The 22943-nt window shown below is 73.0% G+C and carries 18 protein-coding genes; 8 read left to right on the top strand and 10 right to left on the bottom strand.

The window, feature by feature from the left end:
* Positions 1-232 precede the first annotated feature (232 nt).
* Positions 233-793 (bottom strand): TetR/AcrR family transcriptional regulator, encoded by a 561-nt coding sequence (locus tag ACTWPW_RS35920; RefSeq protein WP_443171255.1) that lies wholly within the window; start codon positions 791-793, stop codon positions 233-235.
* Positions 794-880: 87 nt separating this feature from the next.
* Between ACTWPW_RS35920 and ACTWPW_RS35925 the strand changes: the two genes are divergently transcribed.
* Entirely contained in the window at positions 881-1624 is a 744-nt protein-coding gene (locus ACTWPW_RS35925) for an SDR family oxidoreductase (protein ID WP_443171256.1), read from the top strand.
* Between the two features lie 32 nt (positions 1625-1656).
* Here ACTWPW_RS35925 and ACTWPW_RS35930 read toward each other — a convergent pair whose 3' ends face one another.
* Positions 1657-2583: an alpha/beta hydrolase gene (locus ACTWPW_RS35930; protein ID WP_375112992.1), complete on the bottom strand. Its 927-nt coding sequence runs from the start codon at positions 2581-2583 to the stop codon at positions 1657-1659.
* Positions 2584-2734: 151 nt separating this feature from the next.
* On the opposite strand from ACTWPW_RS35930, the gene ACTWPW_RS35935 reads away from it, so the two are divergent.
* Positions 2735-3610: a helix-turn-helix domain-containing protein gene (locus ACTWPW_RS35935; protein ID WP_443171257.1), complete on the top strand. Its 876-nt coding sequence runs from the start codon at positions 2735-2737 to the stop codon at positions 3608-3610.
* Between the two features lie 52 nt (positions 3611-3662).
* On the opposite strand, the gene ACTWPW_RS35940 is transcribed toward ACTWPW_RS35935, so the two are convergent.
* The 5 genes from ACTWPW_RS35940 to ACTWPW_RS35960 form a co-directional block, all read right to left on the bottom strand.
* Positions 3663-5300, bottom strand: coding sequence for an ABC-F family ATP-binding cassette domain-containing protein (locus ACTWPW_RS35940; protein WP_443171258.1), 1638 nt, complete (start codon positions 5298-5300; stop codon positions 3663-3665).
* On the bottom strand, positions 5293-6918 hold the full coding sequence (locus tag ACTWPW_RS35945) for an ABC-F family ATP-binding cassette domain-containing protein (protein ID WP_443171259.1): 1626 nt from the start codon (positions 6916-6918) through the stop codon (positions 5293-5295). The genes ACTWPW_RS35940 and ACTWPW_RS35945 overlap by 8 nt, the downstream gene beginning before the upstream one ends.
* A 244-nt stretch (positions 6919-7162) precedes the next feature.
* The gene (locus ACTWPW_RS35950; RefSeq protein ID WP_375112987.1) at positions 7163-7798 is read right to left on the bottom strand and encodes a cytochrome b/b6 domain-containing protein; all 636 of its coding nucleotides are present in this window, start codon (positions 7796-7798) and stop codon (positions 7163-7165) included.
* A complete protein-coding gene (locus ACTWPW_RS35955; RefSeq protein WP_443171260.1) occupies positions 7764-8498 on the bottom strand; it encodes a molybdopterin-dependent oxidoreductase in 735 nt (244 codons plus the stop codon). Before ACTWPW_RS35955 ends, ACTWPW_RS35950 begins: the two co-directional genes overlap by 35 nt.
* Positions 8495-11125 (bottom strand): BTAD domain-containing putative transcriptional regulator, encoded by a 2631-nt coding sequence (locus ACTWPW_RS35960; protein ID WP_443171261.1) that lies wholly within the window; start codon positions 11123-11125, stop codon positions 8495-8497. Before ACTWPW_RS35960 ends, ACTWPW_RS35955 begins: the two co-directional genes overlap by 4 nt.
* Positions 11126-11222: 97 nt before the next feature.
* Here ACTWPW_RS35960 and ACTWPW_RS35965 point away from each other — a divergent pair, with 97 nt between their 5' ends.
* Positions 11223-12038, top strand: coding sequence for an AfsR/SARP family transcriptional regulator (locus ACTWPW_RS35965; protein ID WP_443171262.1), 816 nt, complete (start codon positions 11223-11225; stop codon positions 12036-12038).
* Between the two features lie 35 nt (positions 12039-12073).
* Here ACTWPW_RS35965 and ACTWPW_RS35970 read toward each other — a convergent pair whose 3' ends face one another.
* Positions 12074-14842, bottom strand: a complete 2769-nt coding sequence (locus ACTWPW_RS35970; protein WP_443171263.1) for an AAA family ATPase — start codon at positions 14840-14842, stop codon at positions 12074-12076.
* Between the two features lie 223 nt (positions 14843-15065).
* Here ACTWPW_RS35970 and ACTWPW_RS35975 point away from each other — a divergent pair, with 223 nt between their 5' ends.
* The 3 genes from ACTWPW_RS35975 (at position 15066) to ACTWPW_RS35985 (ending at position 17331) form a co-directional block, all read left to right on the top strand.
* Positions 15066-15701 carry a hemerythrin domain-containing protein gene (locus tag ACTWPW_RS35975; protein WP_443171264.1) on the top strand — a complete coding sequence of 212 codons (636 nt, stop codon included), beginning with the start codon at positions 15066-15068 and terminating at the stop codon, positions 15699-15701.
* A 6-nt stretch (positions 15702-15707) separates the two neighbouring features.
* Positions 15708-16559, top strand: coding sequence for an LLM class flavin-dependent oxidoreductase (locus ACTWPW_RS35980; RefSeq protein ID WP_443171265.1), 852 nt, complete (start codon positions 15708-15710; stop codon positions 16557-16559).
* A gap of 463 nt (positions 16560-17022) precedes the next feature.
* Complete coding sequence (locus ACTWPW_RS35985; RefSeq protein WP_443171266.1) at positions 17023-17331, top strand: alpha/beta fold hydrolase; 309 nt, start codon at positions 17023-17025, stop codon at positions 17329-17331.
* A gap of 5 nt (positions 17332-17336) precedes the next feature.
* On the opposite strand, the gene ACTWPW_RS35990 is transcribed toward ACTWPW_RS35985, so the two are convergent.
* Positions 17337-17888 (bottom strand): TetR/AcrR family transcriptional regulator, encoded by a 552-nt coding sequence (locus tag ACTWPW_RS35990; RefSeq protein ID WP_443171267.1) that lies wholly within the window; start codon positions 17886-17888, stop codon positions 17337-17339.
* A 162-nt stretch (positions 17889-18050) separates the two neighbouring features.
* Between ACTWPW_RS35990 and ACTWPW_RS35995 the strand changes: the two genes are divergently transcribed.
* Positions 18051-20813, top strand: a complete 2763-nt coding sequence (locus tag ACTWPW_RS35995; RefSeq protein WP_443171268.1) for an AAA family ATPase — start codon at positions 18051-18053, stop codon at positions 20811-20813.
* A gap of 4 nt (positions 20814-20817) precedes the next feature.
* On the opposite strand, the gene ACTWPW_RS36000 is transcribed toward ACTWPW_RS35995, so the two are convergent.
* A complete protein-coding gene (locus tag ACTWPW_RS36000) occupies positions 20818-21591 on the bottom strand; it encodes an alpha/beta hydrolase (protein WP_375112977.1) in 774 nt (257 codons plus the stop codon).
* A gap of 271 nt (positions 21592-21862) precedes the next feature.
* On the opposite strand from ACTWPW_RS36000, the gene ACTWPW_RS36005 reads away from it, so the two are divergent.
* A complete protein-coding gene (locus tag ACTWPW_RS36005; protein WP_443171269.1) occupies positions 21863-22921 on the top strand; it encodes an alpha/beta fold hydrolase in 1059 nt (352 codons plus the stop codon).
* Positions 22922-22943 lie beyond the last annotated feature (22 nt).

The following is a 22943-nucleotide window of genomic DNA, read 5'->3' on the forward strand; positions in this document are numbered from 1 at the left end:
CGGCACCGCTCCGTCGCGGATCTTCTGCGCTGGTCAGACTGGCGCCGACGCCACCAGGCCACCGCCCGGCACTGCCACTACCAGCGCAGATCCGAACCATGATCGCGAAGTGTCACTGGAGTACTAGCCGTCCGAGCCGGCATCCGGCGGCGGTACCTCGACGACGAAGCACCGGAAACCGAGTTCCTGACGTTTGTGGCAAGACGGCCGCACCGCCGCGGGCTCGGGGCTCTCAGCCGGGCATGGCGCGCAACCCCGCCAGGGCCACCTCGAGAACCCGCTCCCGCTGCTCCTCGTCGACGTACTCGACCGTGCTGATGCCCGAGATCATCCGCAGGACGTCGTCGATCGAGATCTCCTGGCGGGCGACACCGGCCCGCTGCGCTCGTTCCAGCAGGGGCCCGCCGGCCGCGTGCATCGCCCTGCGTCGAGTCTGGAAGCCGTCGGTGCTGCGGTTGAGCGCGTCGGCGAAGGCCTGCTTGGTGCCGATGTACTCGACGAACCGGTGCAGCCACGCGACCAGCGCCTCCCACGGCTCCAGCTCGACGACGTCGCCGGCCGCCCGGCACAGCGCCTCGACCTCCTCCCGGTGGACCTCCTCGACCAGATCCTCCCGGGTGGGGAAGTTGCGGTACAGCGTGGCGATGCTCACCCCGGCGCGGCGTGCGACGTCCTCGAGGGAGGTCTGCGTGCCTTTCTCGGCGAACGTGTCGCGGGCCGCCGCGATCAGGGCGTCGAAGTTGCGGCGCGCGTCCGCGCGCTTCGGCCGCCGCGAGACCAGCTCAGGCTCCATGCCACCGTCCACCTTCTCGTTTTGACAACCGTAGGACCCCTACGGTTAAAGTGTAGGGGTACTTTCAGTTTATCCGAGGAGTGAAAGATGGTGCCGTCCACCCCGATCATCGCCCTGGTCACGGGCGCCAACAAGGGACTGGGCCTGGCCACGGCCCGGCAGCTCGCCGAACGCGGCTGCACCGTGCTGCTCGGCAGCCGCGACGCCGAGCGCGGCGCCAAGGCGGCCGGAGAGCTCGCCGAGGCCGGGCTCGCGGTGCGCCCCGTGCGCATCGACATCACGGACGACGCCTCCGTGGCCGAGGCCGCCGCGTTCGTCGACCGCGAGTACGGCCGCCTCGACGTGCTGGTGAACAACGCCGGCGTGCTCGTACGCAGGCCCCCGGCCGAGGTGTCGGCCGACGACCTGCGCCCGGAGTTCGAGACCAACGTCTTCGGCATGGTGCGGGTCGTGCACGAGATGCTGCCGCTGCTACGCCGCTCCCGGTCGCCGCGCATCGTCAACGTCTCCAGCGACTCCGCCACCTTCGCCAACGCCACCGAGCAGGGCTCCATGTTCGCCCGCTCGCACGACTCCTTCGCGTACTCGGCGACGAAGACCGCGGTCAACATGCTGACGGTCAAGTACGCCAACGCCTTCCTCGACGACCCCGAGCTGGCCCACGTGAAGATCAACGCCGTGACGCCCGGGTACGTCGCGACCGATCTGAACGGCTTCCAGGGCGTGCGCAGCCCCGACCAGGGCGCCCGCGCCGTGGTGCACTGGGCCATGGTCGGCGACGACGGCGAGACGGGCGGCTTCTTCGACGAGAACGGCCGCGTCCCCTGGTAACGCCCCCGACCGCCCAGGGGGAAGCGGGCCGGCTAGGCCGCCCGGCTCAGGTTCTCGCCGAAGAACCCGGCGATCCTCTCGACGGCGAGATCCACGTGCTGCTTCCTGTCATAGAGGTCAACGTGGCTGGCGCCGTCGATCCAGTGGATCTCCTTGGGGCCGGTGGCGCGCTGGAAGGCTTCGATGCTCATCCACGAGGTGACGGCGCGGGTGCCGACGATCATGAGCAGCGGCCGGTGCCCGATCAGCGGGATCGGCGCGAAGGCGTCGAAGGCCGCCATCCTGTCGATGCTGTCCCAGGTGAGGGCGCCCGCCGAGCGGGGGTGCCGGCCACGTTCGGTGCGGTAGTACTCGAAGCCCTCGGCACCGTGCTCGCCGCCGAGCGCATGGGCCTGCTCGACGGTGTCGGGGAAGAGGGTCAGCACCGGCGGCTCCCCGCCCCGGGCCGCGACGGTACGGGCGTGGGCCGCGGCGTCCAGCATGCCGAGGAACACGGCCGGGTCCTGGGCACCGTCGGCCCCCAGGCGGAACTGGCGGGCGACGTCGACGGCGCTGACGGTGGCGACGGCCTTGACGCGGCGGTCGCCCGCGGTGGCGGCGAGGGCGTAGCCGCCGGAGGCGCAGATGCCGAGCACGCCGATGCGGTCGGGATCGACGTCGTCCCGGCTGGTGAGGAAGGAGACGGCGGCCTTGAGATCCTCGACGCGCTGCGCGGGGTCCTCCAGGCCGCGCGGTTCGCCGCCGCTCTCGCCCTGGTAGGCCGCGTCGTAGGCGAGCGCGACGAACCCCCTTTCGGCCAGGTGGCCCGCGTAGAGGCCGGCGGCCTGCTCCTTCACGCCGGTGCCGGGGTGTCCGACGACGATCGCCGGACGCGGCCCCTCGGCCGGGGTGTCGGGCAGGTGGAGATGGCCGGCGAGCGGGATGCCGGCGCTGTGGAAGGTGACGTCGATCTTCGTCATGGGACTCTCCGTCCAGTGGTCAGCCGGCCCGGCACGGCGCCGGGCACGTGTCCACAGTCGTCGCAGTTCCAAGCGGGCAAAAGCGGCGAGTTCTTGCCTGGGAAAAGACCTGCCCCCTCACTCCCACCGCTCCAGGACCGACAATGGGGACATGACCAGCACATCCCGTCCCGGCGAGCTCGGCGCCTTCCTCAAGGCTCGCCGGGCACAACTGGCTCCGCAGGACCTCGGCCTGCCCGAGCAGGACTCTCGCCGCAAGGTCGCGGGGCTCCGCCGTGAGGAGGTCGCCCAGGTCGCCGCGATCAGCGTCGACTACTACACGCGGCTGGAGCAGGGCCGCGTACGCGCGTCCGCCTCGGTGCTCGCCACGCTGGCCCGGGCACTGCGTCTCGACGACGACCAGCAGCGGTACCTGTACCAGCTGGCCGGCAGGACCGACGCGCGGCCCCGCAGGCGCCGGCCCGCGCAGCGCGTACGCCCCGCCATGCGTCGCCTGCTCGACCAGCTCACCGCAACCCCCGCCATCGTCCTGGGCAAACGGCTGGACATCCTGGAGTGGAACGCCGGCGCCGCCGCCCTGTACACCGACTTCTCGCAGCTCCCCGCGGATCGGCGCAACTACCTGTACCTGTTGTTCACCGACCCGATCATCCGGAGCATGCACCTGGAGTGGGAGCACGACGCCCGCGACGCCGTCGCCGCCCTGCGCATGGAGTCCGCGGCCAATCCCGACGACCCCCAGCTCGCCCTGCTCGTCGGCGAGCTGTCGGTGCGGGACGCCGACTTCCGTACCTGGTGGGCGGAGCACCGCGTCAACAACGCCGCCTACGGCACCAAGCGCTACCGGCACCGGCTGGTCGGCGACCTCACCCTCGAATGCGACACGTGGAGCAGCCCCGACGGCTCGGGGCAGCGCCTCATGGTCCTCACCGCCGAGCCCGGTTCCCCGTCGCACGACGCGCTGCGCATCCTCACCTCGTGGGCGCCCGGGCAACCGAGCGGGAGCCTCTCCTCCGCGCCCCGCTGACGGCTCCGGGGGCAAGTCGACCCGGCCGTCCACGACGGTGACGCGCGAAGGGTCACGGCAGGCTGATGTGGCGGCCCTGCCAGCGGGAGCGCAGCCACCGGTCGTGGCTGGCGACCACGATCCCGCCGGGCCCATCGGTGCCCAGGGCCTCTTCCAGCTCGTCGGAGAGGCCAGGTGAGAGGTGGTTGGTGGGTTCGTCGAGCAGGAGCACCTCGGGTGGGTCAGCCACCAGCAGCGCCAGAGCCAGCCGGCGGCGCTGGCCGACCGACAGCTCTCCCACTCGCATGTCCACGTCACGCGGGCCGATCAGGCCGAGCGAGAGCAGCGGTACGGACTCGGCGCGCTCCGGACCGAGCGCCCGCTCGTACGTCTCCCGCACCGTGCGGTCCGGCCGCTCGAACACGGTGTCCTGGGCCAGCAGCCCGACGGTCAGCCCGTGCCGTCGCCGCACCTCTCCCTCCGCGTCCAGCCGTCCGGCCAGCACCGCCAGGAGCGTGGACTTGCCCGCGCCGTTCGGCCCGGTGACCAGCAGCCGCTCCCCTGGCGCCACGTCTAGCCGGTCGATGGAGAGCCGTCCCGGAACCCGCACCTCCCGTAGTGACAGCAAGGTCTCGTCGTGGGGATCGCGGAGGCCGGCGGTGGAGGTAAAGGCAGTGGCGGTGGCGGTGGCCAGGGTGCGGGGATGGAAGCGGAGCGGGGGTGGTGGGGCGGGGATCTGCTCGCGTTCCAGCTCGGCGAGCCGGCGGGCGGCATTGCGCACCCGCCGCGCGATCTGGTGCTGCACGCGTCCCGCGCGGTGCCCGTACCCCATCTTCTCGTTGTCGCGTCGCAACCCGTCCGGCGCCACCCGCCGCGCCGTCACCGCGACGGCGCGGCGCAGCTCGCCGAGCTCCTCCTGCTCTTCCGCGTGGCGACGCTCCCAGCGCTCGCGCTCGGCGCGCTTCCCGGCCAGGTACGCGCCGTATCCGCCTCCGTACCGGACGGGCCCGCCCACCGCCGGGTCGAGATCGACCAGGTCCGTGCAGACCGCGTCCAGGAACGCCCGGTCGTGGCTGGCCACGACCACCACCCCCGTCATGCCGCGGAGCCGCTCCTCCACGAAGGCTGCGGCGGCATCGTCCAGGTGATTGGTGGGCTCGTCCAGCAGCAGCGCGGCGGGCTGTCTGATCAGGAGCGCCGCCAGGGCGAGCCGCCCGCGCTGCCCGCCCGACAACGACGCGAGCACGCGCCCGTGCGGCACGCCGCCCAGGCCGAGCCGGTCAAGGATGATCTCCGCGCGCCGGTCGGCGTCCCAGGACTCGCGCTGTTGCGCCCGGTCGAGCCGGGCCCCGTACGCTTCGAGCAGAGCGGCGTCGTCCGGGGCCTCGGTGAGCGCCCGGGTGAGCCGGTCGAGCTCGGCCAGGTCCGTACGGGCCTCCCGCAGGGCGTCGTCGAGCACGCCGGCGACGGTGCTGTCGCCGGCGTACGGCACCTCCTGGTGCAGGAAGCCCAGGTCGGCGGGCCGGACGACGGTGCCGGAGTCCGGCTCGTCCGCTCCGGCCAGCAGCCGCAGCAGGGTGGACTTGCCGGCACCGTTCTCGCCGATCAGCCCGATCCGGTGGCCTGGTGCGGCGGTGAGCGAGACGCCGTCGAGCACGCGCCGCGCGCCCAGCGTCCGTACGAGGTCGCGGGCGAGCAGCACGTCACTCACCGGCGGGCCCCCCGGTCTCCAGCAGCCGCCCTTCGGACAGCTCCAGCCAGCGCTCCACCTTGATCTCCGCGAGGAACCGCTCGTCGTGGCTGACCACCACGAACGCCCCCTCGTACGCTCCGAGCGCGCTCTCCAGCTGGCCCACGCTGACCAGGTCGAGGTTGTTGGTGGGCTCGTCGAGCAGCAGGAGCTGGGGCGCCGGCTCGGCGCACAGCACGCAGGCCAGGGTGGCGCGCAGCCGTTCGCCGCCGGACAGCACGCCCACCGGCAGGTGGGCACGGGCGCCGCGGAACAGGAACCGGGCCAGCAGGTTCATCCGGTCCGCGGGCGGCCTGCCGGGGGCGAACGCGGCCAGGTTCTCGGCCACGGTGCGCTCGACGTCGAGCAGGTCGAGCCGCTGCGAGAGGTAGGCGACCCGGCCGTCGGCCCGCCTGGTCGTGCCGCCGTCGGGCTCCAGGTCGCCGCTGATCAGGCGGAGCAAGGTGGACTTGCCCGCGCCGTTGGGGCCGGTCAGCGCGATGCGCTCGGGCCCGCGGACGGTCAGGTCGATGCCCGGCGCGGCGAACAGGCCGCGGGCCTGCAGGCGTTCGCCGTGGAAGACCGTACGGCCGGCGGGCACGTTGGTCCCCGGCAGTTCCAGCGCGATCCTCTGGTCGTCGCGCAGTGCCCGCCCGGCCTCGTCGAGCTTGGCCTTGGCGTCGCTGACGCGGGCGGCGTGCACCTGACCCGCCCGCCCGGCCGACTCCTGCGCGCCGCGCTTCATGTTCCCGGCGAAGATCCGCGGCAGGCCGGCGTTCTTGAGATTGCGGGCGGCGTTGCCGGCCCGGCGCTCGGCGCGCTCGCGGGCCTGCTGCATCTCCCGCTTCTCGCGCTTGAGCTCCTGTTCGGCGCTGCGCACGTCGCGTTCGGCGGCCTCCTGCTCGGCGCGCACGGCTTCCTCGTACACGGTGAAGCCGCCGCCGTAGAAGCGGAGGTCGCCGCGGTCGAGCTCGGCGATGCGGTCCATGCGGTCGAGCAGGGCCCGGTCGTGGCTGACCAGGAGCAGGCAGCCGTTCCAGTCGCCGAGCACGTCGTAGAGCCGGCGGCGGGCGCCGAGGTCGAGGTTGTTCGTCGGCTCGTCGAGCAGCAGCACGTCGGGCCGCTTGAGGAGCTGCGCGGCGAGGCCGAGCGAGACGACCTGGCCGCCGCTCAGCGTGCCCAGCGTGCGGCCGAACGCGAGGTCGCCGAGCCCGAGCCGGTCGAGCTGGGCACGGGTGCGCTCCTCGACGTCCCAGTCGTTGCCGATGGTGGTGAAGTGCTCCTCGCTCGCGTCGCCGGACTCGATGGCGTCCAGCGCGGCGATCACGGAGGCGATGCCGAGGACCTCGGCCACGGTCAGGTCGCCGGTGAGGGGCAGGCTCTGCGGCAGGTAGCCGAGCACCCCCTGCACGGTGACGCTCCCGCCGGCGGGGCGGTGCTCGCCGGCGATCAGCTTGAGCAGGGTGCTCTTGCCGGCCCCGTTCGGGGCGACGAGCCCGGTACGGCCGCCGCCCACGCTGAAGGACAGGTCGTGGAAGACGGGGGTGTCGTCGGGCCAGGAAAAGGACAGGTGGGAACAGACGATGAACGCGTCGGACATGCTGGAAGACCTCGTAGGAGAACACGGGCGCGCCGAAGCCGCCCGGTGAAAGGGCCAGGGATTCGGGGAACGACGACCGGGGCCACGTCGGCGGCGGTCAAGTGCGCCTGCCGGGGCCGGTCAACCTCCGGTATCACCCGGAGATGTCGTCGTCACCTGCCACGTCTGGTCTCCTAGCTTCTGGTCTCAAGCGTCTTTCACCATAGCAGCCGCCGGGAACAGCTCCGGCCGGCCCGCCCCGCGCTCATCGCCGGTCCAGCTCCTCCACCCATTGGGGATGGTTCTTCCTGGCCCACTCCGGCGGCACCGATCCCGTACGCATCCCGCGCCGCGCGAGCGGATCCCGGTAGGCCAGCCGGATGTGCCCGAACACGACGACGGCGATCGCCAGCGCCGTCACGTCGTGCACGAAGATCGCGCTCGTGCGGGAGATGGCCGGCAGGGCCCCGGTGAACCACATCAGCAGGCCGGTGAACGTCATGATCGGCACGGCGCCGGCGATCCAGCCGGCGTAGATCTTCTGCCCGGCGTTGAACTTGCCGGCCGGGCGTGGCCCCGGCGTGTTCCCGCGCACCGCGCGCAGCCACTGCCGGTCGTACGGCGCCAGCCGGTTGAGCCTGCGCAGGTCGGCGCGGAAGGCCCGCGAGACGAGGCCGAGGAGGAACGGCACGGGCAGCAGGAGCCCGGACCACTCGTGGACGACGACCACCAGGTGGCGGCGGCCGACCAGCTGGGCCAGCGGCGTGAAGTACAGGCAGGCCGCCGCCGCCACGCACACCAGCATGAGCCCGGCGGTGACCCGGTGGACCAGGCGCTGGACGCGGTCGAAGCGCGGCAGCAGGCGCTCAGGCCGCCTGGTCGAGCCAGCCGTCGACGTCATAGCCGTACTCCTCCCAGTAACCGGGGATGACCTTGTCGGTGACGGTGATGCCGGAGAGCCATTTGGCGGACTTGTAGAAGTACATCGGCGCGACGTAGAGCCGTACGGGGCCGCCGTGGGCGTGGGTGAGCGGCTTGTCCAGCATGTCCAGCGCCACCAGCACGTCCGAGCGGCGGGCCTGCTCGATCGTGAGGCTCTCGCTGTAGACGCCGTCGAAGCAGGTGAAGCGGACCGCCTTGCCGTCGGGGCGCACTCCCGCCAGGTCGAGAAGGTGCGAGAGCAGCACCCCCGCGAAGGGGACGTCCGGCACCCGCCAGCCGTCGGTGCACCGCGCCTCGCCGACGACCCGCGTCCGGGGCAGCGCGCGCAGCTCGTCCAGCGTGTACGTCCCAGGACGGTCGACGAGGCCGCCGATCTCCAGCCGGTAGTCGGCCGCGGTCTTCCGGGGCACCGAGGCCGCCACGCTGTAGTAGCGGAAGCCGCCCGGGTTGGGCAGCAGCCCGGTGAGCCCGGTGGGGTCGTTCTGGGAGGCGGCCCCGAGGAATCCTTCCCAGCCGCGCTGCAGGAAGGGCGCGCCGGCGATGGCGGCCGCACCCGCGCCGAGCATCGAGAGCATCACCCGGCGCGCGATCGGCGGGCCGCTCTCCGCCGGTTCGGCCGCGCCCGCCTCGGTGGCGGGCGGGGAGACGCCGGGCGTCATCGCCTCCGCCGATCGTCCCCGCCGGCCACGTCCTGGCGAACGAACAGGTTCAGGTGACGTTCCGTCCACAGTTCCTCCTCTATCTGGTGGTCTCGCCATTGCTCTGGAGGGTCGGACAGCCAGTCGTGGCCGAAGATCGCGTACGGATCGTCCGCGCGCACGCGCTCCAGCTCGTAGTGACCCAGGTAGTCCAGCAACGGCCGCCACACCTGTCCGTTCGCCGTGACCAGGTACGAGGCCGCCAACCCCGGTTCGTGCAGCCAGCCGCGCATCATCCACGCCTGGAGCACGTCCGTGACGGGGGACGGCTTGCCGTCGAAGCCCGGGTGGATCAGGTGCCGCGTGATCGCGACGTGCGCCCCGGGCGGCACGGCCATGCGCCGGCCCACGTCGTGCCAGATCTCCCCCACGACGGGGTCGGCCGCCAGCTCTTCCTGCTCCGGTGTCCGCAGGGTCAGGCGGCTCATGAAGGCGCGCAGGCGGTTGCTCCCGCGGCACCGGAGCAGGGAGAACGCCCCCGGCTGACGGCCCAGCCAGAACCGGACGGACGCGGCCGTGAACTCGCCGTGGCTCTCGCGCGCCAGGGTGACGAGTTCGTCGTGGTCGGCCGGGGTCACCCCGGACGCCCGCACCTCCTCCTCGCCCACCGTCGAGACGTGCCGGCACACGACCCCGCCGCGCCGGCGCAGATGGGCGATGGTCCGCATGACCGCCACGCACGCGTGCGGGTCGCGGGCGTCGCGCAGGAGCTCGCCCATGACATAATGGCGGATCCGCCGGTGCATCCGCTCGTAGCCGACGGGATCCCGCCACCGCAGGTGATGGTCGAGGGCTTCGCGCAGCACACCGTTGACGTCGAGGCCGTGAGTGGCGGGCTCGACGTAGGGTTGCGCCCGGAGCCAGTCGAACAGTTCCGCCGCCCGGCCGCCCGGCACCACAGCGCTGAGGAGGTCCTCGGTGGTGTGGCGGGCGAGCGCGCACACGTACAGCGCCGATCGGTGCGCCTCCGTCGGCGCGCTACCGGCCAGGCGCGCCAGCACGCTGTCGACCACATACCGTACGGCGTCACGGCGCGACGGCTGTCCCGTGGCCGACATGCTCCTGCCGACCTCCGCGGCGAGCGACAGCGCGAAGGGGTTGCCCGCGGCGAAGTCCACGATGGACTGCCGGAGGCCGGGGTCGACGCCGCGGGCTTCGAGCAGCGCGGTGGACTCCTGGACGGTGAGGGCTTCGAGGTGCCGAAGCACGATCGTCCCGGACCAGGCCGGATCGGCGAGCCAGGCGGCGCTCGGCCCGGTCCGGCCCGCCACCACGGTGATCGTGTCGCCGGGCAGCTCGCGGAGGTACTCGTCGCGCAGCCACGGTTCGAGGTCCGCCAGCTCCTCGAAGGAGTCGATGAGGAGCACCGGGCCGGAGCCGCCGGAGGGCTCCTCCGCGAATCGCCGGAGGCGGTCGCGCGCCTCCGCGGGCGCCGAGCCGTGGAGGTGCCATACCTGCCGGCCCGCGGCGGCCGCGTCGTCGGCGAGCTCGCGCAGCAGCGCCGACTTGCCGATGCCGGCGGGTCCGCGGACGAAGAGCAGACCCGGACGTCCGCCACGGCCGTTGTTCAGCAGGTCCTGGAAGGCGGCGCGTTCGGTGTCCCTGCCGACGAACCGCGGATCGGCCGGCCGGCCCACCGGCACGGCGGGCTCCTGCGGGGAGCGGGCGGGGGGCCGCTCGGCCCAGGCGGCGGGGGCGAATTCGTCGTCGTGGTCCGCGTCGGCCCGGAGGATCCTGTCGTGCAGGGCCCGGAGCCGCGGTCCCGGGCCGAAGCCCAGTTCCCTGCCCAGCAGGTCGTAGACCGTCCGGTAGATCTCCAGCGCCTCCGCCCGCCTGCCGCTGCGGTACAGGGCGAGGAGATAGATCTCGTACAACGGCTCTTCGAGCCGGTTCTGCTCGATGAGGAGCGGGACCTCGGCCACCACCTCGGTGTGCTCCCCCAGCTCCAGGCGGAGCTGCAGCAACTCCTGGGTGGCGGTCAGCTTCAGCCGCTCCAGCCGGAACCGCTCACGTGCGGCGGCCTCGCCCGGGACCCCGGCCAGTGCCGTGCCCGTCCACAGGCCGAGCGCCCGCCCCAGACGGTCCGCGGCCGCCGGGACCTGCCCGCTCGCGCGCTCCTGCCGGGCGATCTCCAGCAGGTCGGCGAACTCGGTGGCGTCCAGCGCGAACAGCGACGGGTCCAGCATGTAGCCCCCGGGCTGGGAGCTGATCGCCGTGCCCAGTCCGTGCTCGGACAGCAGCCGCCGGATACGGGAGATGTAGGTCCGGATGACGGCTTCGCCGGTGGCCGGTGCCCGCTCGCCCCACAGGCCGTCGACCAGCTCACCGATCCGTACGAAGCTGCCGCTGTTGGCCAGGAGCGCCATCAGGACGGCCTGTTGCTGCGGTGGGCCGAGATCCAGTCGCGTATCACCGCAGCACAGACCGGGCGGTCCGAGAACGGTGAACCTGCAGGGAGCCGAGACGACGTTCGGCTGTCCAATCACGATCGGGGCGCTTTCCTTACGGGAGTGCACGGCGGCCGGCCCGTCGTACGGGCCGCGGTACCCAGAAGGTAGGTTCACCCGGATCGCCTTCGCGAGCGTCATGTGACGCTGTGCGTGTACGCCATCGCTCAGCCGGACAGCGCGTCAACAGTCCCGACGCGGCGTCAGTAGGCTCGGTCAGAGATGCCGGGGGGCATCGGTGACGGTCGCGCGCTGGGCGAGAGGGTGGGGGTTCTCGATGGCCGGGGTGAGCTTCGGGTTGTTGGGTCCGATCAGGGTCCGGAGCGGAGGGGAGGACCTGGAGGCCGGCTCTCCGCAACAGCGGGGAGTGCTGGCCCTGCTGCTCCTGAGCGAGGGGCGTCAGGTCATGCTCGACGAGATCGTGAGCGCGTTGTGGGGCGACCAGGCGCCGCGCAGCGCCGTCGTGAGCACCCGCACCTACGTCTCCAGGCTGCGCCGGATGCTGACCGCCGGCGGTGCCGCCGGAGCGGGCACCGAGGCGGAGATCAGGTCGGCGGGCGGCGGCTACCAGCTGGTCGTGGACCCCGGCGCGGTCGACGTGGCGGTGTTCCGGCAGGCCACCGCCGCCGCGCGGGAGGCCCGTGCGCGGGGGGAGGTCGCGGAGGCCGCCCGGCTGCTGCGCGGCGCGCTGGCGCTGTGGCGCGGGCCGGCGTTCGAGGGGCTGGGCGGATCCTTCTTCGAGGGCCGCCGCGCCTGGCTGGAGCAGCTGCGCGCGTCGGCCATGGAGGAGCGCTGGGCACTCGACATCGCGCGGGGCGACTGTGGCGAGGCGATCGCCGACCTGATGCCTGCGACGGCGGCGGAGCCCTATCGCGAGCGGTTGTGGGAGTTGCTGATGTGGGCCCTCCACCGCGACGGCCGCCGGGGGGAAGCTCTGTCGGCCTATCACCGGATCGCCCGGTTGCTGGACGACAATCTGGGCCTGCAGCCCGGCCCTGGCCTGCGCAGGATGTACGCCCGGATCAGGACGGCGGCCGACGCCTCGCTCGTCTGAGCCGCTGATGGGCCGCCGTGAGCAGGATCGGGCCCTTATCGGGAGGCATGCCTTTCCTCGAGGGTCCTGAGCATGCGCGCGAGATCGGCCCGGGAGCTCACCCCCAGCTTGGGGAAGATCCGGTGCAGGTGGGTGCCGACAGTGCGGTGAGAAAGGTACAGCCGTTGCCCGATCTCCCGGTTCGTCAGCCCCTCGGCGGCCAGCTGCGCGATGTTCAGCTCGTGCGGGGTGAGCTTCTCCCGCGCGTCCGGGTCCCGGTTCGGGCTCGACTCCCCCGCGCTGCGCAGCTCCCCTCGTGCGCGCTCGCCCCACGCGGCCATGCCGAGCGCGTCGAACGTCTCCCTGGCCGTACGCAGGTGCGACCGGGATTCAGCGGCCCGGCGCTGCCGCCGCAACCATTCGCCGAACGCCAGATGGAGGCGTCCGCGTTCGGCGGGCCACCCGGTCAGGTCGGCCCGCAGCGCGGCCGTGAACAGCTTCTCCGCCTCCTCGCTCGGGGCCAGCACGGCGCGCGCGTAGCGCAGCCCGATGTGCAGCGCCGGTGACGGCGTCGATGCGGCCAGCGGCTCCAGGCCGCGCAGGATGTCGCGCATGTCGTCGGTACGCCCGGCACGTACGGCGGCCTCGGTGAGCTCCGCGAGGCAGTACGCGCGCAGGGCCAGCTGGTAGGCGGGGTCCGCGGGATCGAGAATCCTGCTCAACGCGGCGAACGCGTCGTCGAAGCGCGCCTCGCTCAGGGCCACGAGCCCGCGCGTGAGCTGGACGGTGGCCAGGACGGGCCGGGCGCCGGCCGGGAGTGCGACCCGTTCGGCCTCGTCGGCGAGCGCTCTGGCCCGCCCGTGGTCGCCCCTCAGCGCGGCGATCTCGGCCTGGACGGCCGTGGCCAGGCCGTACATGAACGGCTGCCCGGTTTCCTGGGCGAGCTTGGCGGCCTCCGCCGCGATCGGTACGGCCGTGGCCAGGTCACCGAGCCGGGCCCGGCTCCACGCCTGGACGGCCAGCGCCCGGGGAAGCAGCCCGAGCCGGCCCTGAGCACGCAGGCCGGGCGCGGCCGCCGCGGAGAAGCGGGCAGCCAGGTCGAACGCCCCGACCTGCAGGGCCGCGCTGCCCAGGTAACGATCGATCTCGGGGACGGCACCGGCCGTGCCGGCCAGTTTGCGCAGCTGGTCGAGCGTGCTGCCGCCCCGCTCGAACGGCGCGACGTACGCGGCGACCGCGACCATGCGCGGGTCGTCGGCGGGGACGGGCAGCCGGTCGGCCACCTCCAGCAACGAGCGGCGCGCGGCCGGACCCGGTTCGGACCAGAAGCAGCGCATGGCCGCCCCCCACAGGATCCGCGCAGCCGGCTCCACCTCGCCGTCGGCGGCCACCGACCCGGCCAGCTCGGCCAGCTCTGACACGCGGGAGACGTCCTCGCGCACCCCGTCCTCGAAGCCGCTGAGCAGCCAGGCGGCGGTGGCGCGCCGGCGCGGGGAGAGTTCGAGGGCTTGTGCGTCGCGCACCAGACGCTCGGCCGTGGCGCGGCTGCCGGACTCGACCGCGAGCTCGGCCGCTCTCAGCAACCTGAGCGCCTTCCGGTCCTGCCCCTCACTCAGCCGGGCCGCCTGCTCCAGTGCCGCGATGGCGGCGGCGACCCCGCCCCGGTGCCGGGCCCGGTCGGCCGCGCGGTCCAGCTCGGCCGCCACGCCCTCGTCGGCTCCGGCCGTCGCGGCGGCCCGGTGCCAGGCCCGCCGGTCCGGCTGTTCGTGCAGCGTCTCGGCCAGCGCCAGGTGGGCCTGCCGGCGTTCGGCGAGCGTCGAGGCCGCCGCGATGGCCGACCGCATCAGGGGGTGGCGGAACGTCACCGTGCCGATGGCGAGGTCGATCAGCCGGACCTCGGCGGCCGGTGCGAGGATCTCCGGCTCGGCAGCCGACCCCAGGATCAGGCCCGTGGCCGCGAGCGTCTCGGCGACCGAATCGCTCTGGTTGAGCGCCGCGGCCAGGAGGGCGGTGCGGGCCGGAGCCGGCAGGGCGGCCACCCGGGCGGTGAACGCGCGCTCGAGACGCTCGCTCAGGGGCAGCACCGGGCCCAGCCCGCCCCGGTCATCGCTCAGAGACATCAGTGGGTCCGGGCCGCCGTGGTGTTCCAGGGCCGCCGGCAGCTCGGTCAGCGCCAGCGGGTTGCCCGCGGCCTCCGCCAGCAGCCGCGCCCGTACCGCCGGGGTGAGGCCGGGGGCGATCGAGTCGAGGAGCTCGGCGGCGACCTCGTCGGAGAGCCGGGCAACGGGCATCGGGGCCAGCCCGGCGTCCTGCAGGTGCGAGCGCTCGCCGTCCCGGAGTGTCGCGATCATGACGATGGGCTCGGACTCGATCCGGCGCGCCACGAAGGCGAGGACGTCGGCGCTGGCGGGATCGAGCCAGTGCACGTCCTCGGCGACGACCAGCAGCGGCCGGGCGGCGGCCGCCTCGGCCAGCAGGGTCAGCGTGGCCAGGCCGACAAGGTGGGCGCTGGGCTCGGCCGCCTCGGCGAGGCCCAGCGCGCCGCGCAGGGCGTCACGCTGCGGGGCCGGCAGCGCGTCCACGCCTGCCTGGACCGGGTACAGCAGTTGGTGCAACCCGGCGTACGCGAGATCCCGCTCGGCCTCCACGCCGGTCGTCGTCAGCACGCGCAGGCCCGCGGCCGACGCCGCGGCGACCGCCGCCGCCACGAGCGCGGACTTCCCGATGCCGGCCTCCCCCCGAAGGAGAACGCCGCCGGCGCCCCCGGGGGCGTCGACGAGCTCGGCCAGGGCCTTCAGCTCGGCTCCCCGTCCGAAAAGTGGCATGATGCGGCACTCCTACCCTCGGAATCGTCGGCTGTCTCTCCCCCCAGCCGCGCGCGAGTCCTGCCGCGACCCTACCGAAAGTGCCCGGATACGACGCTTCGCCGGGGGGGCCCGGACGCCCGACGCCGGGACAAGCGGACGTATACGTACGAGATGGACGCCCGTCTCGGGCGCCAACCGTTCGTCAACGGAACCTCCTCCCGCTGCTTCTACGCTCCCCGGCATGTCGACCAACGCTGAGGCCGGGGCCGTCACCGAGACCCGCCTCATTCACGCATTCCACCGGCGCGCCACGACGTTGCTGGCCGAGGCCGCCCTCCGGCCCTCCGTCCCCCTCGCGGCCCTGGCCGAGCTGCGCGAGTTCCTCGTCCAGAACCTGCGCCACCATCACGAGACCGAGGACCACCAGCTGTGGCCGATGATCGCGGCGGTGGCGCCGGAGGCGGCGGCGCAACTGGCCGTCCTGAGCGAGGAGCACGACGAGCTCGACGCCGCACTCGACGCCCTCGAGGCCGCGCCGAGCCACCGGGACGGTGACCGCCCGGGGTTGCGGCGGGCCGCCGAAGCGGTCCGGGCCCTGGTGCACCGGCATCTGGAGCATGAAGAGCCGATCCTGTTCCCGGCGCTGCGCGAGCACCTCTCGCCGGAGGAGTGGACCGCGTTCTCCCGGGAAGTCGTCGCCACCTCGCCGACCGTGGCGGGGCATCTGATCGTGGGATTCCTCGACCAGGTCGGCACGCCGGAGGAGGTCGCGTTCGTCCTGTCCGGCCTGCCGGAGCCCGCGCAGCGGTTCGTGCCCGTGCTGCGCGAGCAGGCGCACGCCGCCCTCGCCGTCCTGTCCGGCGCCACGGAAGGCTGAGCGCACATGACACTCGGACTCGCCGTGCCCTTCGTCGATCCCGCCGCGCTGGTCGCGTGGGCGCGGCGGGCGGACGCCGGTCCGTACGCCAGGATCGGCGTGCCGGACCGGATCGTGTACGACAACCCCGAGACCATGGTCATGCTGGCCGCCATGGCGGCAGTGACGGAGCGGATCCGGGTGCAGTCGGAAGTGGTGCTCGCACCGCTGCGCGACCCGGTGCTGCTGGCCAAGCAGAGCGCGACGCTCGACAGGTTGTCCGGTGGCCGGTTCGCCCTGGGTCTCGGGGTCGGCGCGCGGGAGGACGACTTCCAGGCCGTGGGCGCCGATCACGCCTCTCGCGGGCGGCGGATGGACGAGCAGCTGGCGACCATGCGCCGGGTCTGGGCCAGCGAACCGGTCGCCCCGGGTCTCGGGCCGGTCGGTCCGGCCCCGGTGCGGGCGGGAGGTCCCGAGCTGCTCTTCGGCGGCTTCGCGCGGCCGGCGCTGGCCCGGATCGCCCGGTGGGGCACCGGCTACGTATGCCCGGCTCCACCGGGGTACGCGGGGGCGTTGTTCGAGCTCGTCAGACGGCAGTGGAAGGACGCGGGCCGGCCGGGCGAACCGCTGCTCGTCGCCCAGGTCAACGTCGCGCTGGGGCCGGAGCCCACCGTGGCGGAGGCACGGGCGGCGCTGCTGCGCTATTACGGGTTCGCACCGGAGCTCGCCGCGCAGTCCGTGCAGGCGATGGCGACGACCGCCGCGGGGATCCGGGAAGCCGTCGCCGCCCATCGGGACCTCGGAGCGCACGAGGTGATGCTCAGCTGCTGGTCCGACGACATCGAGCAGATCGACCGGCTGGCGGACCTGCTGGCGTGACCCTTTCCGGCCCGACCGCGCGGCGGACGCGACCTGCCGCCGCGCCCGCCGTCCGGCTTGTTCGCGCTCAGACCACCTGGGCGAAGCAGGCGAGGGCGACGGCCACCACGAGCACGGCCACCGCCAACACCCTCATGAGATTCGATACGAGCACCGGATCCTCCTTTCGCCGGGGAATGCGTCACCTGTCTGACTGGTGATGATAATCTCAGCATATCCGTCACCGGTCAAAGCAGTGACGGATGAGCTCTTTTGGACTTGACGGTCCATTTTCGGATGCGGAAGCTGACGAGAGCCGCCCGCGAACGGAGTGACACCCTCATGCCTCTCGACCACTGCTACCTGCTCGGACGTTCCGGGGTATACGCGTCGTCAACGTCCCGCATGCAGGCGGCGCCTAAGGTCGTACGCCGTGTCGAGTCACCCGAAATCTCGCGAACCGCCGGACGCAAAAGAAGGGCACATGAACACCGCCGCCACGACCCCGCTGTCGCCGGCCACGCACACCGTCAACGTCGGGCGCGTCGCCCAGCGCTACCAAAGCGCCCCGGTGACCGGCCCCGAGCATTTCGCCGAGTCGGCGCGCAACATGGAGGCGTTCGCGCCACTGTCCTCCGTCATCTGCGGTCCGCGCCGGGCCGGGGAGCTGGCCGCCGGGATCCCCCGCGCCGGGCTGGTCCTGCTGGAGCACAGCGGCCATCTCGGTCACGTCGAGGAGCCGGAGGCCTTCGCGCGCGCCGTGACGGCCTTCGTGGCAGCCACGGCCGGGTGACGGGGTCAGCGCGCCTGCGGGGTGCCGACGCCGCGCAGCAGCGTGTCGACCACGACGTCGGCGGCCTGCGCGGCGCTCAGCTCGGACAGGTCCTCGGCGGCGCGTTCCAGCAGCGGCGGCAGGACGGTGGCCACCCAGCCGGGCGGCAGGCCGGAGCGCAGCAGACCCTCGTCGGTCGCGCGCCGCAGGAAGGCGTCGACCTCGTCGATCAGCCGGCGGCGGCGCTCCTGGATCGTCACGTCGCGGAGCATCCGGCTCGTCTCCACGGGCCACTTGCGGTTGACGGCGATGATGCCTTCGACGTAGCGATGCAGCGCGACCGCGACGGGGGCCTCGCGCAGCCTGGCGGCCTCGATGGCCTCCTCGACCGCGTCGTAGCGGGCCCCGTAGACGGCGGCCATGAGGTCTTCGCGGGAGGCGAAGCGGCGGTAGACCGTGCGGCGGTCCACTCCCGCCGCGGCGGCGATGGCGGCGATGGTCGCTGAGGGGTCGTCGGCGAGCATGCGGGCGCCCGTGCTCAGGACGCGTTCCAGGTTGCGCGTCGCGTCTGCTCTCACCTGGTCAAGATACTCCGTCCCGTAGCATATGAAGCAACTTAGTGTCACATTAATGGGAAAGTTATACTTCCAAGCGCTACTCTTATGAGGCACTTATTAGGTCAGCGCTTCGTGGCCAAGGACTCTGGCCTGATCGGCCCTACCCGAAGGAGTGAGGGAAGCGTGGAGTCGCTCGTCTCGACGATGGTGGGCCGGGATGACGTCCAAGGGGAACTGTCGGCGTTCATGGCGGCCACCGGGGGGCAGGCCCTCATCCTCAGAGGCGAGACCGGGGTCGGCAAGAGCGCCCTGCTCGACCACGTGGCCGGCCTCGCCGCCTCGGAGAACCACCGGGTGATCCGCGCCGCCGGCGTCGAGGCGGAGGCGGAGCTGCCCTTCGCCGGCCTGCACCAGCTGCTGTACTCGCTGCTGCCCCGCTCGGCCGAGCTCGACGAGGGCCACCGTGCCGTCCTCGACGTCGTCTTCGGGCTGCGCGAGGGCAAGGCGCCGTCGGTCATGTCCCTCGGCATCGTGGTCCTCGACCTGCTGTCCCTGGCGGCGTCGGAGCGGCCGCTCCTGCTGGTGCTCGACGACGGTCAGTGGATGGACGCCTCCAGCGCCGAGGTGTGCGGGTTCGTGGGGCGCCGGCTCACCGGCAGCTCCGTGAAGATGCTCATCGCCGTACGGTCCGACCTGGGCTCGCGGTTCGACACGGCCGCGCTTCCCGAGCTCCCCGTGGCCGCCCTGCCGGACAGGGCCGCCGGGCAGCTGCTGGACCTGCGCCACCCGCAGCTCGACCCGCAGACCCGGCGCATCGTCATGGAGCACGCCATGGGCAACCCCCTGGCGCTGCTGGAGCTGCCCGCCTACGTGAACGGCGGACACACCGGACGCACGGCCGAGGAGCTCCTCGGATTCGGCAACATCCCGCTGTCGCGCCGGCTGCAGCACGTCTACGGCATCCGCATCGAACGCCTGCCCGGTCCCGTACGCGCGGAGCTGCTGCGCGGCGCTCTCGACGGCGTCGGGGCGGGGCCGGGCGGCAACCACGCCCCCGGCGCCCGCTACCGCATGCGCGGGGCCGACGAGGCGGTCGCCGCGGGCCTGCTCGACTCCGACCCCGCCACCGGCGACCTCGTCTTCCGGCACCCGCTGATCCGCACCACCGTCGTGCGGCTGGCGACCCCCAACCAGCGGCGCGCGGCACACGCCGAGCTCGCGGGGGTGCACCGCCACGACGTCGAGCGGCGCGCCCGCCACCTGGCCGCCTCGATCGTGGATCCCGACGAGGAGGTGGCGGCCGCGCTGGAAGCCGCGGCCGACTCGGCGACCCGGCGCGGCGGCGCGGTCGCCGCCGTGGCCTGGCTGATCCGCGCGGCGGAGCTGAGCGAGACCCCCGCCGACCGCTCCAGGCGGCTCGGCGACGCCGCCTTCATCGCCGGGCATGCCGCGCTCCTGGACCAGGTGCAGCAACTCCTCCGCTCCGACCTGCCGCCGGGCGCGAGCGAGTCCCCCGCCACGGTCGTCACCTCCGCCTACGTGGCCCTGTACGAAGACGGCGACGTACGCTCCGCGCATCGCCACGTCGCGGCGGCGATCGAGAGCCTGCGGAAGGACAGCGCGCACGAGCCCGCCGAAGCACTCACCCGGCTGGTGAACGTGCTGCTGGCCATCAGCCAGTACGCCGGCGACGCCGCGCTGTGGGGCCGCACCGAGCAGCTCATGGACTCTCTCGGGGACCGGATCGACACCCGCTCGGCGATCTACCGCGACGCGTGGAGCGACGTCGTCCGGCACGGCGCGGGCGTGCACGAGCGGGTCGAGCGCGCCTTCGCCGGTGTCTCGGAGCTGGGGCCGTGGGACGTCTCGCGCCTGGCCGTCGCCGCCTACCACGTCGACACGCTGGGCCAGTACCGCCCCTACCTGCAGCGGGCCGTCGACCGTGAGGTGGAGACCGGCGCGGTGGCCACCGGCATGACCATGCTGCACCTGATCATGCTCGACCAGCTGGCCGCCGGCGAGTGGGACGACGCCGAACGTACGGGCCAACGCGCGCTGGAGCTGACCACGTCCCACGGGAACACGCTGTTCGCCCACCACACCCGCGCCTACCTGGGGCTCCTGGCCGCCCTGCGCGGGCAGGTCGATCGGGCCCGGGAGGCGCAGGCCGTCCTGGACGCCTGGGCCCGCCCGCGCGGCGTGGGCTTCCTGACCCAGATCGCCGACGCCATCGGCACGGAGGCGGCCCTGAGCGAGGGCGACCACGAAGCCGCCTACCTGTACGCCATCGGCATCACGCCGCCCGGATCGTTCGAACGCTACGCCCACCAGGCCGCACGCACGCTGCTCGACCTGGTCGAGGCCGCCGTGCACACCGGGCGCCTGGAGCAGGCCCGCCGGCACGCCCGGGCCGCCCTCGACGCCGGCCTGCCCGCCGTCTCCCCCCGGCTGGCCCTCATCACGTACGGCGCCCTGGCGATGACGGCCGCCGACGAGAAGGAGGCCGAGGACATGTACGCCCGCGCCGAGGCCCACCCGGCCGCGGCGGGCTTCCCGTTCGAGCTGGCGCGCATCCGCCTGGCCCACGGCGTCCGGCTCCGGCACACCCAGGGGCCCAAGGCCGCACGGCCCGTCCTGGTTCGCGCCGCCGAGTCCTTCGAGCGGCTCGGAGCGACGGGCTGGGCCGAACGCGCCCAGGCCGAGCTGCGCGCCTCAGGGGCGCCGGCCCGCGCCTCGCTGTCGTACCTGACCGCGCTGACCTGGCAGGAACGCCGCATCGCGGAGCTGGCCGCGAGCGGGCTGACGAACAAGGAGATCGGCGAACGCATGCACCTGTCACCGCGCACCGTCAGCTCCCACCTCTACCGCGTCTTCCCGAAACTGGGCATCACCTCGCGCGCCGCGCTGCGCGACGCTCTGGGCAAAGCCGGCGACGGCGACATCTGACCCCTCACCACGTTGCCGGGTCGGCGCGCACCCCTCGCTCGGCGAGCCAGACGAGCACGTAGTCGGCGACCGCCCGCCAGCCGCTGTCGACGACCAGCGAATGTGCCCGGTCGGGGAACTGCTTGAAGCCGCTGGTGGCCGTCGAGTCGCCGTACAACTTGTACACGGCCCGGGTGACGTGGTCGGGCACCAGCCGGTCCTCCTGCCCCGAGATCAGCAGCAGCGGGCCGCGGCCGGTGTTGCCGTGGTCCACGACCGCCCGCGGGTGCCGTACGGCGCCGCCGTGTCCCAGCTCGGCCAGCAGCCGGCGTGACCCGGGGACGACGTGGCGCTCGAACAGCTCGGCGGACTCCTGCTCGGTGACCGCGTTGGCGAACAACCGCCGGAACCCCCCGGCGTCCATCGACACCGGCCACGGCTCCCCGGGCGCCAGGCCGGTCGCGTGATCGACCGGGGCGGGGGCGATGGCGACCGCGGCACGGCCGGCGTTCGTGCCGAGGAGGTGCTGCGCGATGAGCCCGCCCACCGAGTGGCCGACGATCACCGGCGGGGTGTCGAAGGAACGGACGATGCGCGCGTAGTGCTCCGTGAGCGCGTCGAGCCCCAGCTCGTGGAGCGCCTCGGGGTGCCGGCGGGCCTCGCCCACCGTGGCGGGCTCCCCCGGCCAGCCCGGCGCGCAGGCGGCGAACCCGAAACTGGCGAAGCGCTCGTTCCACGAATCCCACGACGACGCGTGGAGCCACGCGCCATGGATGAAGACGACGGGAGTGGGATTCACGGATCCTCCGGAAGGCTCAGGACCAGGTCCGATCAAGGATTGTCCACATGTGCCCGGGCAGGAACAGTCGAATGACTGAATGTTCCTGTGCGCCTCGCGTCGCTGGTCCGGCGCGGTCTGCCGGGACGCCGTGCTCCGGGAGAGGGTTACGCGCGACCGGCACGGCCGCCGTCCGCCGTGTCTCACCGTCATCTGACTGATGTGTCGGATTCCACTGCCAGAAACAGTAATAAATGCTGCATTTCTTGTGACATGACACGGAGGACTCCTCATGATCAACAGGCGCACCTTCGGCAAGGCCGTCGGTCTGGCCACCGGCGCGACCGTCGCCTCGCTGGCGGGTCTGCAGGCCTTCCCGGCCGCCTCCGCCACCACGCGCGGAGCGACCCCGACGTCGCCGGCGGCCACGCCCGGCGCGCACACGTCCTTCGCTCCGCTGAAGCAGGTCAAGGCCGGGCTGCTGGACATCGGTTACGCCGAGGCGGGCCCGGCCCGCGGGCCCGTCGTCATCTGCCTGCACGGCTGGCCCTACGACATCCACAGCTTCGTCGACGTCGCTCCGCTGCTGGCGGCGCAGGGCTACCGGGTGATCGTGCCCTACCTGCGCGGCCATGGCACGACGCGGTTCCTGTCCTCGAAGACGTTCCGCAACGCCCAGCAGTCGGCGATCGCGCTCGACATCGTCGCCCTGATGGACGCCCTCAAGATCGACAAGGCCGTTCTCGCCGGCTTCGACTGGGGGTCGAGGACCGCCGACATCATCGCGGCCCTGTGGCCGCAGCGGTGCAAGGCCCTGGTGTCGGTGAGCGGCTACCTCATCACCAACCTCGAGGCCAACCTCGAACCGCTGCCGCCGAAGGCCGAGTACGCCTGGTGGTACCAGTACTACTTCGCCACCGAGCGGGGCCGGAAGGCCATGCAGGACAGGGACAAGCGGCACGACCTGGCCCGGCTCGTCTGGGACACCGTCTCCCCGACGTGGGACTTCGACGACGCCACCTTCGACCGAACGGCCGCGGCCTTCGACAACCCCGACTACGCCGCCATCGTGATCCACAACTACCGGTGGCGGCTGAGCCTGGCCGACGGGGAGCGCCGTTACGACGGTCTGGAGAAGCGGCTCGCCGCCCGGCCGGTCATCAAGGTGCCGACCATCACCCTGGACGCCGAGCGCGACCCCTTCACGGCGCCGCCGGGCGACGGCTCGTCGTACCGCTCCATGTTCACCGGCCCCTACGATCACCGCACCCTGGCGGGCATCGGCCACAACCTGCCGCAGGAAGCGCCCACCGCCTTCGCCCAGGCCGTCGTCGACGTGGACCACCTCTGACGACCGCGACGACCACCCTCGA

Source organism: Nonomuraea sp. KM90 (genome assembly GCF_052246675.1).
Classification (GTDB): Bacteria; Actinomycetota; Actinomycetes; order Streptosporangiales; family Streptosporangiaceae; genus Nonomuraea.